The 13,961-nt window shown below is 36.1% G+C and carries 18 protein-coding genes; 1 reads left to right on the top strand and 17 read right to left on the bottom strand.

What is annotated here, in order from left to right; all coding sequences use genetic code 11:
- Window positions 1–204: 204 nt before the first annotated feature.
- The 17 genes from BN990_RS06180 to BN990_RS06100 all read right to left on the bottom strand — a co-directional run bounded on the left by BN990_RS06180 (window position 205) and on the right by BN990_RS06100 (window position 13,079).
- On the bottom strand, window positions 205–558 hold the full coding sequence (locus tag BN990_RS06180) for a flagellar protein FliT (protein WP_021289101.1): 354 nt from the start codon (window positions 556–558) through the stop codon (window positions 205–207).
- Window positions 558–959, bottom strand: a complete 402-nt coding sequence (gene fliS / locus BN990_RS06175; RefSeq protein WP_038242958.1) for a flagellar export chaperone FliS — start codon at window positions 957–959, stop codon at window positions 558–560. The genes BN990_RS06180 and fliS overlap by 1 nt, the downstream gene beginning before the upstream one ends.
- 24 nt (window positions 960–983) lie before the next feature.
- Complete coding sequence (locus BN990_RS06170; RefSeq protein WP_038242957.1) at window positions 984–2,438, bottom strand: flagellar hook-associated protein 2; 1,455 nt, start codon at window positions 2,436–2,438, stop codon at window positions 984–986.
- Between the two features lie 20 nt (window positions 2,439–2,458).
- Window positions 2,459–2,791 (bottom strand): flagellar protein FlaG, encoded by a 333-nt coding sequence (gene flaG, locus BN990_RS06165; protein ID WP_021289104.1) that lies wholly within the window; start codon window positions 2,789–2,791, stop codon window positions 2,459–2,461.
- 66 nt (window positions 2,792–2,857) lie between these two features.
- Window positions 2,858–3,076: a carbon storage regulator CsrA gene (gene csrA / locus BN990_RS06160; protein WP_021289105.1), complete on the bottom strand. Its 219-nt coding sequence runs from the start codon at window positions 3,074–3,076 to the stop codon at window positions 2,858–2,860.
- Complete coding sequence (gene fliW, locus BN990_RS06155; protein WP_021289106.1) at window positions 3,070–3,528, bottom strand: flagellar assembly protein FliW; 459 nt, start codon at window positions 3,526–3,528, stop codon at window positions 3,070–3,072. The genes csrA and fliW overlap by 7 nt, the downstream gene beginning before the upstream one ends.
- A 15-nt stretch (window positions 3,529–3,543) precedes the next feature.
- The gene (locus BN990_RS06150) at window positions 3,544–4,107 is read right to left on the bottom strand and encodes a DUF6470 family protein (RefSeq protein ID WP_021289107.1); all 564 of its coding nucleotides are present in this window, start codon (window positions 4,105–4,107) and stop codon (window positions 3,544–3,546) included.
- Between the two features lie 67 nt (window positions 4,108–4,174).
- Window positions 4,175–5,041 (bottom strand): flagellar hook-associated protein FlgL, encoded by an 867-nt coding sequence (gene flgL / locus BN990_RS06145; RefSeq protein ID WP_021289108.1) that lies wholly within the window; start codon window positions 5,039–5,041, stop codon window positions 4,175–4,177.
- Window positions 5,042–5,050: 9 nt separating this feature from the next.
- Window positions 5,051–6,577, bottom strand: a complete 1,527-nt coding sequence (flgK, locus tag BN990_RS06140) for a flagellar hook-associated protein FlgK (protein WP_021289109.1) — start codon at window positions 6,575–6,577, stop codon at window positions 5,051–5,053.
- Between the two features lie 28 nt (window positions 6,578–6,605).
- Entirely contained in the window at window positions 6,606–7,097 is a 492-nt protein-coding gene (locus BN990_RS06135) for a flagellar protein FlgN (protein ID WP_021289110.1), read from the bottom strand.
- A gap of 26 nt (window positions 7,098–7,123) precedes the next feature.
- On the bottom strand, window positions 7,124–7,390 hold the full coding sequence (gene flgM / locus BN990_RS06130; RefSeq protein ID WP_021289111.1) for a flagellar biosynthesis anti-sigma factor FlgM: 267 nt from the start codon (window positions 7,388–7,390) through the stop codon (window positions 7,124–7,126).
- Between the two features lie 89 nt (window positions 7,391–7,479).
- Window positions 7,480–7,884 (bottom strand): TIGR03826 family flagellar region protein, encoded by a 405-nt coding sequence (locus BN990_RS06125; RefSeq protein WP_021289112.1) that lies wholly within the window; start codon window positions 7,882–7,884, stop codon window positions 7,480–7,482.
- 37 nt (window positions 7,885–7,921) lie between these two features.
- Window positions 7,922–8,593 (bottom strand): ComF family protein, encoded by a 672-nt coding sequence (locus tag BN990_RS06120; protein WP_038242956.1) that lies wholly within the window; start codon window positions 8,591–8,593, stop codon window positions 7,922–7,924.
- The gene (locus BN990_RS06115) at window positions 8,594–9,976 is read right to left on the bottom strand and encodes a DEAD/DEAH box helicase (RefSeq protein WP_021289114.1); all 1,383 of its coding nucleotides are present in this window, start codon (window positions 9,974–9,976) and stop codon (window positions 8,594–8,596) included.
- 82 nt (window positions 9,977–10,058) lie between these two features.
- Window positions 10,059–10,901: a DegV family protein gene (locus tag BN990_RS06110; RefSeq protein WP_038242955.1), complete on the bottom strand. Its 843-nt coding sequence runs from the start codon at window positions 10,899–10,901 to the stop codon at window positions 10,059–10,061.
- A gap of 214 nt (window positions 10,902–11,115) precedes the next feature.
- On the bottom strand, window positions 11,116–11,808 hold the full coding sequence (locus BN990_RS06105) for a response regulator (RefSeq protein ID WP_021289116.1): 693 nt from the start codon (window positions 11,806–11,808) through the stop codon (window positions 11,116–11,118).
- A 131-nt stretch (window positions 11,809–11,939) separates the two neighbouring features.
- Window positions 11,940–13,079, bottom strand: a complete 1,140-nt coding sequence (locus tag BN990_RS06100) for a sensor histidine kinase (RefSeq protein ID WP_021289117.1) — start codon at window positions 13,077–13,079, stop codon at window positions 11,940–11,942.
- Between the two features lie 160 nt (window positions 13,080–13,239).
- Between BN990_RS06100 and BN990_RS06095 the strand changes: the two genes are divergently transcribed.
- On the top strand, window positions 13,240–13,878 hold the full coding sequence (locus tag BN990_RS06095) for a YigZ family protein (RefSeq protein ID WP_038242952.1): 639 nt from the start codon (window positions 13,240–13,242) through the stop codon (window positions 13,876–13,878).
- The last annotated feature ends 83 nt before the right edge of the window (window positions 13,879–13,961 follow it).

The raw sequence follows: 13,961 nt of genomic DNA, 5'->3' as shown, positions 1-13,961 counted from the left end.
GACGGTTTACAATTTCTTAATCAAATTTACAATCCCATAGTTACTTCTATCCTGTATAGAAATGATTTAAACATTGATAAAGCAGATGCAATATATTTACACGTATTGAAGAGCTATTCCCACTCGTTTCTTAGAAGAGAGAAACGAGGGCTTTTTTGAAGAACTATCCAAGCCACTCGTTTAACATGATAAGTTAACGTATATTTATTTTTTTCGATCCAAGAACATTCCATCAATGGATTGCATTTGTGCATAAGGGTTTTTATATTGTCGGTTCGATTTTTTCTGTTTTTTTACTTGACGCATTTCTGACTTCAACTCGTTAAATAGTTGATGCATTAATGTTTCAATTGGCTGATGTAATGCTACTATTGCTTTTCCCATCCGGTTTTCTTCATCAGAAAAAGGGGGGACTATCTGTTCCATTTCTTTGCCACGCTGCTCAATTAATGTATTGACCCTCGAAATAAGGGACTCTCTTTGTTTGTACTCTGAACTGTTATCTAAGACTTCTTTTAATTCTAATGTGATTTGATATAAAGTAGTTAACCGATTCATCAGACATGAGCACCCTGTGCATATTGTTTCTTTCTAATTTCCAAAATGACTTGCTTCCAAGTATCTCTAAAATCAGTAATCAATTCTAATACTTCTTGTAGGTATTCCACATTATTATTAATATTTGCTTCCTTTAATCGGAACAACATATAATCATAAAGCGGTAAGAATTGATTAGATATTTCGATCTTTGGATCTAAGGTTATAATTAATTCCTGTATGATGTTCTGTGCCTTTTGAATATTTGTATTTTTTTCTTCAAAATGATTTGCTTCCACATCTTTTATTGCTTGTTTAACAAACTTCATGCAACCGTTATAAAGCATTAAAGTAAGTTCTGCACCTGAGGCGGTATTAACTGCATTGTCTTGATACGCCTGATGTTGCTTATTTGGTGACATTCCATTCCCTCCCTCATCGTCAAATTACATCCCACTGCCAAACTGAGACATCAATTGCGCAGATTGTTGGTTCATTCTCGAAATGGCTTTTTCCATAGCAGTAAACTGGTTCCAATAACGCGACTCGACTTGTACTAATCGGTTTTCAAAATCAGAAATACGTGTATTTAAATCTTTCATTCTTTTTCCTAATGAATAATTCTCTAATGTTTGTCCTGTACTTCCTGCTTTTTCACCAATTCGGCCAATAGTGGTTGATAATGCATCATCGAGACGGTGGATAATTCCACGTGAAGCTCCCTCTTCATTATTTGAGAATAGCTTTTGAACATCTGCTGGATTTTCCCTTAATGCTTTTTTTAGTTCTTGTTCATCTACAATTAATTTGCCGCCATCTAAGTAATTACTAGATGTCTTCATTCCTACTTGCGTGATCGAATTATACTCTCCTCCAGTATCTACATTGGAATACCAGCTCTGCCTTAGATCAAATAATCCACTTGAAATAGTCGATTCTCCACGTAATAATCCACTTTTTGCCTTTTCTTCCCAGAGTTCAATTTCTTTATCTGACATCTCTTTCTTTTGTTCTTCTGTTAACGGTGGATAATCACGATACTTTTCTTCTTTTTGGGAAGAATTTAACGCCTCAACCACTTCATTATATTTATCAACGAACTTCATAATTGACTGGAATGAGCCTTCTACATCGTTGATAACCGTTAATGTTGCATTGGAATCATTTGTTGTATTTTTAAATTCAAAATTAATTCCATTTAATGAATATGCATTTGTTTTAGATTCCATCTCCAAACCACTGTTATTGTATTCAAACTTTGCATTTGTGCCGCCTTTTTCATTATCCATATTCATCTTAAGAACTGAGCTGAAAAACGAATTAGCTGTGAATTGAATTTCAGCTCCACGCTCATTGTAATTTCCAGTTCTTGACGTTTCCATTATCACTTTATTTGTCTGTTCATCATAAAACATCCGGACATTATTATCATCAGCAGATACGCGTTTTAGTACTTCCGTCAGTGTTTCTCCTTCTTCTACGGTGTACGTATATTCATTTGCTTCACCGTTTTCGTCAACGGTAGAGAACGTGATTTCCTGTCCAGCTGATATAGCAGAGGCATCAATTTCTTCCGCACTTACATTAATCGCATTCGTTGCTAATTCTTTAACATTGATTTGATACGTACCGTTAGCAGTACTTGTTGAAGCAGTAGCTATTACTGCATCCTCATGAGAAGAACTAACTGTTTTCGCATTATATGTAGGGCTCAATTTCATATCAAACATGAGTGCTTCTAACTCAGATAATTTTGTGTTGACCTCACGAAAAGCATCACGTTTCCATTCCAGCGTTGTTCGTTCTTGCTCCATTTTATCTAATGGTATACGTTCCGCACTCATTAGTTTATTTACTAAGTTATCAATATCCATCCCTGTTGCTAAACCACCAATACGCATAGTGATTCACCCCTTCGTTTTTAAGTTTTATTATCAATTAGTAACCCCATAAATTCTGCCATTCCGGCATATACATCAAGCATTTTCCTAGGTGGAATTTCCTTGAGTATTTCTTCTGTTAATGGGTTAATAACAGTAACATAGTATTCATTCAGTTTTTCATGATATTCAAACCGTAAATCAGTACGAAGTGGTTCAATGAAGTTATTTAGTTCATCTACGGCTGTTTTTATTTCTTCTTCATTTACAGATAAATCATTTTGAGGTTGTTCCGTCCCCCCTACAGGTTTGTCCTTTCCGCCTCCCAGTTGTATATGTGTACCCACATGAAGTCCATTTAACTGTATCCCCATATCCCTTCACAACCCTCTGTTTTCTCTTTATATCGGCCTGTCGCACTGGAATATGAAGCTCTTTCATTACTCTTCTTTTAACAGATCTACTAAATCGCTAGAGATATTCACAGCTTGATTGTTTGCGTCTTTAATATCTAAATAAATTTCTTTTCGATAGATATCAATTGATTTAGGTGCATGAATTCCAATTTTTATTTGGTCTCCTTCTATGGCTAACACTTTCACTTCAATTTTATCTCCGATTTGAATAGCCTCATTTTCCTTTCTTGATAGTACTAACATGATGATTCCCCTTTCACTTTGGAAGGATCATTCGTTGTAATCGGAGCTCTGCTCGGATATTCTACTGCATTTATAATATACTGCTTGCCGAGATTCCTCTTTGAATTAATAATAATTGGTGCTTTTAAGTTGACAGTACTTGTAGCAAAAGGACGCTTTAGTGTAACAATGGAGAGTACGACAATATCCTCTTCATTGGATAGTTGCAATGTCTCAATACTACTATCGTCTAACCTAAATTCGTAATGATGAAAAAGACTATACGGATTTATCACAAAAAACGCAGTATCCCTTGTATCAATTGATTGTAGAATTTGAAATAATGAATGGTCAGGAAAATCTAGTAAAATAAATTGGTTATCTTGATTAAATCCAGGTATGCCATTCTGAAATACGATTACATGTGCCGGGTCGATTTCTGTCTGACCGAAATATTTTGTGTCGACTAACATGGTGTCTTCCTCCTTTTATGATTCTAGTTGAATAACCTCAATGGTTAAATCCTGGTATTGCTTCATTTCAATCGCGACATTACCTCTTTCATATCGGTGTTCAACTTTATTAGGTGTTGCATTTATAATTGGTTGTTTTGTTTCTACTTCTATATTTACTTCTGCTGGCTGCGAATTCAGTTTCACTGAAAAGAGAGAAGGGATAAAGGTAATACCTAGTGTTTTCATTTTTGGGTGAGCATTTTGAACAGCTTGGTTCACTATCGGTGACCCTTCATTTTCTAATTTCATAAGCTCATTACCTTGCCTTACACGCCTGCTTATCCCTTCCAGCACACTGGTTTGTCCTTCTTGAGCAAATGCTTTATTGCGCTGGAATATATGCATTAAATTCATATCAGCAAACGCTTTGGACTGATCAATGCTTAATTTTGCAGGGGTAGTGGTAATAGAAACCTCCGGTTTGGGTTGTTGAATCGTAACATCTGCTTTGGGTTGGCGAATAGTTTGTTCCCCAGATTCTTGGCTTATTTGTATTTGAGCCATTTGTGAATGCATCCGTAATTGAGGTATATTCATAACCAATACCACCTTTTCCGAGTTAAAACCCCCACCCCTTATTAGGGGCAGGGGTCTCCAATTTGATTTATTGTAAGAAATCAACAAGAGAAGGTTGAATAATTCTTGAACCTGCTGATAAAGCTGCCCGATGTAGGCTCTCTTGTGTAATTAAATTTGTAATGGCTTCCTCATAATCAACATTTTCATTTTCTGCCATTGTGCTAGTAGCTATTATTTTTTGCTCACTGAGCCGATTTTCAACTAATTCTAACCTATTCATTCTCGCTCCTAAATCTGCTCGAGCATTAATAATTTGATTAATTCCGCCATCAAGTGTCTCAATACTGCTCTCGATTCCGGCTTGATCCCCTTCGCCTAACTGATTAATAAATGTATCAATATTTGCAAAAAGGTCATTACCGAATACATCTTCCCCATTAACATTTGCCTGCAGTTTTGTACCTGCTGCCACTTCAATAGATACTTTATCTAAATTCGCAGTAAAATTCCCATCTGCGTATGGAGGCTCTGTTGTATTAGTACCATTAAAGATATATTTCCCATTTACTTGTGTATTGGCTATATCGATTAAATGTTCCTTTAGTTGCTCTGCTTCTTTTTTTATATTTTCTCTTTCTTCCTCATCATATGTCCCATTACTTGCCTGTACCGCTAGTTCACGTAGTTTTTGCATTGTCTGAGTAGCTTTGTCCAATGCTGCATCAGAATTATCCATCCAATTGTGTACTTCATTCGTATTACGCAAATATTGATCTACTTCACTTACTTGGCTCCGATAATTTATCCCCTTCATTGCTATAACAGGATCATCGGAAGGACGGTTAATTTTCTTACCTGTACTAACCTGATTCATATATGTATCTAACTTCGCATAGCTATTTGACAAATTACGTAACATGTTATTTGATAGCATACTCTGGGTTATCCGCATCCATTCTCCCTACCTTCCTACAAGCCCCATACTATTAATGATTTTATCCAGCATTTCATCCATTGCTGTCATACTTCTGGCAGCAGCATTGTAAGCATGTTGAAACTTAATCATATTCGACATTTCCTCATCTAATGAAACACTACTAACAGCCATTCGTTGTTCTTGTACCTGTGAAGTTAAAGTGGCTGTATTTTTAGTCATACGATTAGCCTCTTGCGCCTCTACCCCCATCTCACCAATGAGAGACTGATAAAAACTATTAATCGACGTATTCTCTCCCAAAGGAGAGCCCGTTAACTGCTTATCATCAAATACATCCGCTAAATGAAGTGCATTATCGCCTTGACCATCTGTATCATTCGTACTTGCTGCTATTAAATCAGGGTGATCTAGTATGTCTTGGTTCACCACAATTCCTGCTGCTCCAGCTTTTCCTTCCTTATATTCAAAAAATGAAATACCTGTTGTACCGTCTAATCCTTGTCCACTTTGATGTACTTGGTTAAACGCTTCAATAAAAGCATTTGCCATTGTATCAAGATCTTCTAACATTTCTGTATACGTTCCTTCGATCTCTCCAGTTGCTTTGAAATCATGACCATAGGAATCAATTAATCCCTTTAGTGAACCATTAGAATGAAGTATATTAATAGGCTGCCCATTCACACTGACACCTTCAACAGCTGAATTCGGCTCTTCACCGTAACTTACAGATAATTCATTTACTTTGCCTTCACCATTATTTCCATCAAGTAATGTAACAGGTGGAGTAAATGAATTTCCTTTATCATCAATAACTTCTATCGTCGCCAAACCAGTTGCAATTTCGGGTGAACTTTCCCCGCTTTTCGAGTAACTCACCTTAATGTTCATCATGCCGGAAAGTTGATCGATTAAACGATCTCTTTCATCATATAAATCATTCGGCAAATAGCCGTGAGGCTCTAATTCCTTAATCTGATTATTGATATTATTAATTTGGCGCAATACAGAATTCGCGTCTTTAACACTTACATCAATCTGTTCCTTTAAATCTGAACGAATCGACGATAAGGAATCGGATAGGTAATTAAACGTTTCAGCAACCATCTGACCACGATTAGCAACCACTGTCCTTGCACCAGCATCATCCGGGTTAACTGCTAAATCTTGCAATGAATTCCAGAATTGGTCCATTGTATAAGAAAGCCCACTCTCCGACGGTTCATTCATGATACTCTCCATTCGGCTTAATGCATTCGATTTTGTTGACCAATAACCCGCTTTACTATTTTCCGCTCGATATTGATAATCTAAAAATTGATCTCGTATTCGTTGTACCGACCCAGCTTCTACTCCTGTACCCATCTGACCAGGAATTTGTGGACGATTTCTTGAAGCAGAAGGGTATGGATTCATTGTTTCAAAATTAACCCGTTGCCTTGTATATCCCTCCGTATTCGCATTGGAAATATTATGACCAGTTGTATAAAGTGCTGACTGTTGTGCAAATAATGCTTGTTTTGCCATTTCTAATCCGTGAAAGGTACTCATGTCTTACCTCCTGATTTACCTAGAATATTTACGCTTTTGAATCAAAGACGGATCTTTTAATGGAACCCGTAGACTCTGTTGCTGATCCCCCATAATTCATTTGACTTAAAGATGGGTTTAGAAGATCCATAGAAAGCTGAATAAATTGCATCGACTGATTAATTAGTGCCATATTTAACTGTTCTTGTTGTTTTAATGTTGTAATAGCTTCTGTCAATTGGTTCGTCGCTGCTGTTAACTCTTTTCTCGTTTCATCACAATTAATCGCTTCAACTAATCTTGTGATGGTTGGCTCTATATTAAGACGTTGGGATTCGAACCAGTCTGCTACAACAAGCTGACGGCCCTCTTCTGCTTTTTCTATTTTTCGTATTTGTTTTCGCTCATTAACTAAAACTTGCTGTAACTTTTCTAAATTCCCTGATTTAACTGCCTCTGTCTTTTGATTAGAAATAGCAATTAGTTCTTGATGTAGAGTGACTAATGTAAGCAATAACGCTTTAATCTTTTCTATAGACAAGTAAATCCCCCCTTACTGACTTACTATTACGATTCTTTTCCAGACCAATAATCCATCATTTTTTCAGCCGTTTTCTCGTAATTGATCCTATACTCTCCACTTTCCACTGCTTCTTTTATTTTCGCGACATGAGCTTCTCTTATAGGATTGGATTTCTCTTCTTCCTGTAGCTGCTTCGCTTGCTTAGAAATTTCCAGCTGATCTTGTCGCATTGCTTGCTTGGATTCTATTTGTTTTTGTAAATGCTGTTTATACGGATTAAAATTTGTTTGATTTGGTCCATTAATTTTCATTCGCATTCACCTCGTTAATAGCTCGTTTATATTCCCGTGCTTTTGATTCTATATTTATATCGACCAATCTTAAGAAATTGTTAAACGATTTATGAATCAAACATATAATATGTCTTTCTCTTTTCCATGCTTTGATTTGTTCGTTTTTCCTGTTCCTCAAATGATTCCAAGTCCCTCCTTAACGCTTCCGAACATTGCTTGCATACATTCCCAGAAGAAATTGGTTTCTTACAATGCGTACAAGGATATGTTAAATTGGGAAACGATGCTGGATGAAGTCGTCCTTCTTTTATGAATTTAATGATCAGTTGTTCTTCTACACCAGTTTCATCAACGATTTCTTCTAAGGTTGCTTGCCTGTTCTGTTGTTTACGTAAAAACGAAGAAACAGTTTGAAAACTAGCTTCTTCTTCCTTATAACAGTTGAAGCAAACGTTTCGAATTCCCTTGACAAATAAGCGGTCACATCTTGTGCAATTTGCTAATTCAGACATGAATTTCCCTCATTTCTTTAAAGTTTAACACACTATTTTATCCTCGGATAAGTGTAAATGCATAAACTTCCGGACAACCATATTCTGTTAATTTGTTTGATGCATGCCTTAACGTACTCCCCGTTGTATATATATCATCGACAAGAATAACGGGTTTGTTAATAGCTATTTTCAAGGAAAACGGATTGGTTGTATTTATTCGTTGCTTTCGTGTTTTCTTTGATTGTTTTTCACTATCTTTTCTCTCTAAAGCTGGCATGATCTTCATTGGCAGAAAACCAGCAAGCATTTCTGCTTGGTTGAATCCTCGTTCGCTTAACCTATCCCTACTAATAGGAATAGGAACGATCACTGCATGTTTTTTTATAAAGTTGAATCGCTTTTTGAAAGAATACACCATATCTCCTCTAAACGCATTCCCTAAATAAGCATCCCCACGATACTTCCATCGACTAACCATCTTCTGCATCATCTCATTATACGTAAATATAGAATAATTAAATTGCAGTGTATTTTGATGAGCTTTCCAATTGGAACAGTCTGTACAAAGCGCTGCTTTACAATTTTTACTACATTTTACACAGCGCTTATCTTCCAATTGGATTAAACGCAGATTACATTCTTCACACAGTGATTTACGTTTGGGAAGAATCAGACTACCCCATGACAGTTCTTGTATAATAAATTGTCCACACCAAAGGCACTGCATTTAAAAGCCCCCTCGTTTGTTCATTGTTTTTATTAATTGAATCGCTGCATTCATTGCCTTGGTCTTTCCATCGTGAAAAAAAACTACTTCTCCTGTTGGATCAGATGCACTTCTACCTGCTCTTCCAGCAATTTGTACAAGTGCTGCCTTATCAAAAACATGATGTCCTGCATCGATGACTACTACATCTACAGAAGGAAATGTTACACCTCGCTCTAGTATTGTCGTTGTCAGTAGAACCTTGACTTTTCCATTCCGAAAGTGATTAACCTTGCTCGCGCGATCTTGATCCGATGCATGAACTGCGGCGATTTGTTCATGACTAGAAATCATACGATAACACTTACACAAACCGGTTATCTTAGGTACTAATCTCTCTGTTAACTCAATCGTAGGAAGGAAGATAAGCAGTTGTCGTCCTTTTCTTTCTCTTTTCTGTAACCATTGTGAAAAAGCTCGGGGTAAATTGTTTTTACTAAGATCTTTTCGTAAAGGAAAACACATTTTTAATGAAGGAACTGGTAGTGGGTATCCGTGGAATCGTTTGGCTACGAAAATATGAGGTAAGCGCTTTGCCGTTAGTTCAAATTGTTGTTTACGTCGAGGGGTTGCAGTTAAATAAATAGTTGTACTTTTCAGCTTGGTAGCACGTTTGGCAACATAAGGAAGAGACGGATCGGCATGGAATGGGAACGCATCCAATTCGTCAATAATCATGACATCAAAAGCTTGGTCAAAACGTATTAATTGATGCGTAGTTGAAATAATAATTTGACTAGTTCCAGTTTTATCTTTACTCTCGCCATAGAGTCCTTGTATATCAATAGAAGAAAAGGCTGTTTGCATACGGGGAACTAATTCACGAACAACATCTGCTCTAGGAGTAGCTATACATATTCTTTTCCCTAGACGGAGTGCCTCTTCGATTCCATGAAAAAGCATCTCTGTCTTTCCTGCTCCACAAACTGCCCAGATGAGAAGTTGTTTTTGGTTTTGAACAGCTTGGACTACTTCGTTTGCTGCCACAGTTTGAGCAGAGGTAAGCTTTCCTTCCCATGTACATGCTGCTTTATGTTTTTTCCAAATTGGTTGTTTTCCATTCCAGCGATAGAGAGGTTTACTTTCAGTAACTTTTCCCATTTCAATACATTTACGACAATAATAATCGACCGTATAGTTGTCGTAATAGACTGTTTTAGCAAAAAGCGACTTTCGCTGATTTCCACATCGCTGACATATTCGAATAAACATGTTTTTTATAACAATAGATGGAACAGGAAGAATGAGATTTTGAGAAAGGTATGTTTGAAATTGAGATTCTTGAAGAGGGATTTCATTTCGTAATAATAGTTTTCCAGAACAATACAACTTTACATGTTCCATAGAAGAAATACGATCTTTTTCCAGGTGGCATCAACTCCTTTTAATATGTACTGCCGGATTTCCCAGCAGTACGTTGCTTTCATTATTTTCTATACCATGCAATTCCTAGGGCTCCTTCACCTAAATGCGTACCTATAACCGGACCAAAATAACTGATAGAAGTATCCATTTCCGAATATTTCTCTAGGAAGGAAGATTGTAATTCAATAGCTGCATCTTTTCTATTTGCATGAATAAAAACTACCTTTAAATTATTTCCTTTCGCAGCGTCCTCTTCAAGTAAGCCAAGAATGCGATTAATAGCTTTTTTCTTTGTACGAATCTTTTCATAGGGGACAATTACCTTATTAACAAAATGTAATATAGGTTTTACCTGTAATAGACTTCCAACAATAGCTTGGGCACCATTTAGCCGTCCACCTCGTTGTAAGTTACTTAAATCATCTACCATGAAATAAGCACACAACGATTCTTTCATTTGATCGAGCCGTTGAAAAATTTCTTCAGGTTCTTTCCCCTTTTGAATCATTTCAACCGCTTCTAGCACATAAAACCCTTGTGCCATACAGCTTATTTCTGAATCATACGTATAAACATCAATTCCATCTACCATCGTACCAGCACTAGCAACAGCCTGATAGGTACCACTAATGCCACTCGATAGATGAATCGAGATGACAGCATCATAATCCTTAGCTAATGCTTCTAATTTTTTTGTAATATATCCAATGGAAGGTTGAGATGTTTTCGGCAGGTCTTTTGATTCTTTTAATTTTCGGTAAAATTCGGTTGTTGTTATATCGATTTCCTCTTGATACGATTCCTCTTCAAATTGGACACTCAGTGGTACCATATGAATTTCGTATTGATCACGAATTTCTTTGGTTATATATGCTGTGCTGTCAGTCATTACAGCAACTTTCATGTAAACCTTCTCCTCTTTCTTAAGCATTAAAGATAAAGCTTTCACTTTTATAAGTACATAGACATGTTTATTTTACATGAACACGAAAAAAAATGCATTAATAAGATGATGCATATCATAAAAAATACTCTAAGATATGAAATCTTAGAGTATAGTATCTATCATATTTATAAGGAACAAGAACGAGAACCATAACAATCAAAAGAAATAGTTGTTAGACTACTTCCACCCATCCTTTACGTATAGCTGAAACAACAGCCTGTGTACGATCATTAACATTCATTTTTTGTAAGATGTTGCTAACATGGTTTTTCACCGTTTTTTCACTAATATAAAGTGTTTCTGCTACAGCACGGTTACTCTTTCCATCTGCTAATAATTGCAACACTTGACATTCTCTTTTTGTTAATAGATGTAATGGTTTACGGTATTCAATCCCATTCTCTGAAATATTCGATGAATTCTCTTTAGCTAATCGACGATATTCCATTACTAAGTTATGTGTTACTTTAGGATGTAGGTAAGAACCTCCATCACTCACTACCTTAATTGCATCAATTAATGCATCTGAATCCATCTCTTTTAATAGATATCCTTGTGCACCTGTTTTTAAAGCGTGGGTTACATAGCTTTCATCATCATGGATGGAGAGAATGATTACATTTGTATTAGGAAAGTAACGAACAAGATCAGATGTAGCTTGAACGCCGTTCATATTTGGCATGTTTATATCCATTAAAACAACGTCTGGGTTATTTTCTTTAACTAACTTAGCAGCTACTGTTCCATCGTCCCCCTCAGCTACAACTTCAAAGCTAGGTTCGAAGTCTAATATTCTTTTAACACCTTCACGAAAAAGCTTATGGTCGTCAATTAAAACAATACTTATTTTTCTTTCTGTATTCATTCTACATGTTCCTCCTACATCATATATTCTATTTATTTACCCTAGTAGTTTACTATGATAGAACAGTTCTTTATCTATATTTTATAAAATCTTATAAGGTAGTTAGTACTTTTATTTTACCTATTATACCTTTAAGAAGGCACATAGGGAACCTTAATTAATATAGTTGTACCTTTTCCAATACTAGAATTAATCTCCATTGTCCCTTCTAGCATCTCTACACGTTCACGCATACCAATTAAACCAAAAGATTTATCACGTTTCATCCCAGGATCGAATCCTTTGCCATTGTCCTTAATCACCATGGTTAAATTATTCTTACCTATTTCAAGTTTAACTTGAATTAATGAAGCTTCTGCATGTTTTACAGCATTTTGTAAAGCTTCTTGAACTAGCCGAAAAAATGCGATTTCATATTTTTGGTTTAAACGCATTTCTTCACCCATTGAGTTAAATTCAATCTTGAGATCATGATAATCAGAAATGGTCGCGACATATTTTTTTATCGTTGGGATTAATCCTAGATCGTCTAAGGCCATTGGTCTGAGATCATAAATAATCCTCCGAACTTCATACAATGAAGAGCGAATCATTTTTCGTACACTCTTTATTTCACTTAATGCTTGATCCACTTCTCGTTTCCGGAAAGTACGTTCTACTATTTCAGACCGTAATAATATATTAGCAAGCATCTGTGCTGGTCCATCGTGAATTTCCCTAGATATTTTTCTACGCTCTTCTTCTTGGGCTTCGATAATTTTCAAACCAAATTCTTGCTTTTCTTTTGCTTCTTCAATCATTTCATTCACTTGGCGGAAATCATCATGTAAATAATTTAGTACAACGGAAATTTTTCCAGCTAATCCTTCTGCTCTCTCAATCGTTTGACTTAAAGAAATTAATCGTCGCTCTAAATCATCTCGTTTTTCACGCAGTACACTTTCTTCTTGACGCAGAACCGCTAATTTTGTTTGCATGGCATGAGTCATCTCATAAACTTCTCGGATCTCATTTTCAGAATAGCGATCAAAATATTTACTAACTTCGGCTAATCGTTGCCTGGAAAATCTGACTTTTTGCTCTAGCTGGTCTCCATCATCAATATGTTGCGCTACTTTGACCTTTGTCTCTTTTAATTCTTTGATGAGGTGCTCGTGCTCTTGTCTAGCTTCTTCACTTATATTAAAAATCTCGTCTTTACTGTTTTCTACTACTTCTATCATTTCGTTAATGATAAAATCTAATGCTCTATCACTAATTCTCTGCGCCATTTCTTCCACCAACCTATGTTATAATTATACGCAACTATTCATATTTTTTATAGGGTCTTTTAGCATACTTACGGATTAATTATAATGAACCTTTTTACTCAATTATATTAACTTTTTAGTTCTAATTCTATCATGCTTGATAAAAGGGAGAGAATGCAAGTTGTTAGATAACTACTTCACTGTAAAAAAACAAGGGAATGATGAAATCATTATCCAGAAATCGCGATTTATAGGCTATGTTAAACGAGCAGAAACAGAACAAGAAGCTCAAGCATTTATTCAGGGGATTAAAAAAAAGCATCACGATGCAACTCATAACTGTTCTGCCTATTTAATCGGTGAGCATGACCAAATTCAAAAAGCGAACGACGATGGCGAGCCAAGTGGTACTGCAGGTGTTCCTATTTTAGAGGTGCTGAAGAAACAGCAATTAAAAGATACTGTCGTAGTCGTAACACGTTACTTTGGCGGGATTAAACTTGGTGCAGGTGGATTAATTCGGGCTTATGGAAATACCACTACACAAGCAATCAAAACAACAGGTGTTATCCAACGACAACGCATGCAGGGTTTTTCAATAACTGTTGATTATACTTTATCTGGAAAACTAGAACATGCTTTACGTCAGTCCGAGCATATCGTTGAAACAATCAATTATAGTGATAAAGTTGAATTTATTGTCTATGTAACTATTGGGGAAGAACATACGTTTAAAGAAATGATCATTGAACTTACAAGTGCTCAAGCAACTATTCAAAACACAGATACAACGTATATTGAAATAGACAGAGCGACGTAAAAGATGTTGAGATATAACCTAAACGAATAGCTCTAAATCTGAAATAGACCGTGCTTTTCCCGAGCACGGTCTCAACTGACTCG

The sequence above is a fragment of the Virgibacillus salexigens genome, assembly GCF_000723585.1.
Lineage (GTDB): Bacteria > Bacillota > Bacilli > Bacillales > Amphibacillaceae > Virgibacillus > Virgibacillus salexigens.
This window is presented reverse-complemented; position numbering and strand designations above follow the sequence as displayed.

Coding starts and splice junctions, on each gene's coding strand:
- BN990_RS06180 (WP_021289101.1), bottom strand. CDS start 558: ATGAATCGGTTAACTACTTTATATCAAATCACATTAGAATTAAAAGAA.
- fliS (WP_038242958.1), bottom strand. CDS start 959: ATGTCACCAAATAAGCAACATCAGGCGTATCAAGACAATGCAGTTAAT.
- BN990_RS06170 (WP_038242957.1), bottom strand. CDS start 2,438: ATGCGTATTGGTGGTTTAGCAACAGGGATGGATATTGATAACTTAGTA.
- flaG (WP_021289104.1), bottom strand. CDS start 2,791: ATGGGGATACAGTTAAATGGACTTCATGTGGGTACACATATACAACTG.
- csrA (WP_021289105.1), bottom strand. CDS start 3,076: ATGTTAGTACTATCAAGAAAGGAAAATGAGGCTATTCAAATCGGAGAT.
- fliW (WP_021289106.1), bottom strand. CDS start 3,528: ATGTTAGTCGACACAAAATATTTCGGTCAGACAGAAATCGACCCGGCA.
- BN990_RS06150 (WP_021289107.1), bottom strand. CDS start 4,107: ATGAATATACCTCAATTACGGATGCATTCACAAATGGCTCAAATACAA.
- flgL (WP_021289108.1), bottom strand. CDS start 5,041: ATGCGGATAACCCAGAGTATGCTATCAAATAACATGTTACGTAATTTG.
- flgK (WP_021289109.1), bottom strand. CDS start 6,577: ATGAGTACCTTTCACGGATTAGAAATGGCAAAACAAGCATTATTTGCA.
- flgM (WP_021289111.1), bottom strand. CDS start 7,390: ATGAAAATTAATGGACCAAATCAAACAAATTTTAATCCGTATAAACAG.
- BN990_RS06125 (WP_021289112.1), bottom strand. CDS start 7,884: ATGTCTGAATTAGCAAATTGCACAAGATGTGACCGCTTATTTGTCAAG.
- BN990_RS06120 (WP_038242956.1), bottom strand. CDS start 8,593: ATGCAGTGCCTTTGGTGTGGACAATTTATTATACAAGAACTGTCATGG.
- BN990_RS06115 (WP_021289114.1), bottom strand. CDS start 9,976: ATGGAACATGTAAAGTTGTATTGTTCTGGAAAACTATTATTACGAAAT.
- BN990_RS06110 (WP_038242955.1), bottom strand. CDS start 10,901: ATGAAAGTTGCTGTAATGACTGACAGCACAGCATATATAACCAAAGAA.
- BN990_RS06105 (WP_021289116.1), bottom strand. CDS start 11,808: ATGAATACAGAAAGAAAAATAAGTATTGTTTTAATTGACGACCATAAG.
- BN990_RS06100 (WP_021289117.1), bottom strand. CDS start 13,079: ATGGCGCAGAGAATTAGTGATAGAGCATTAGATTTTATCATTAACGAA.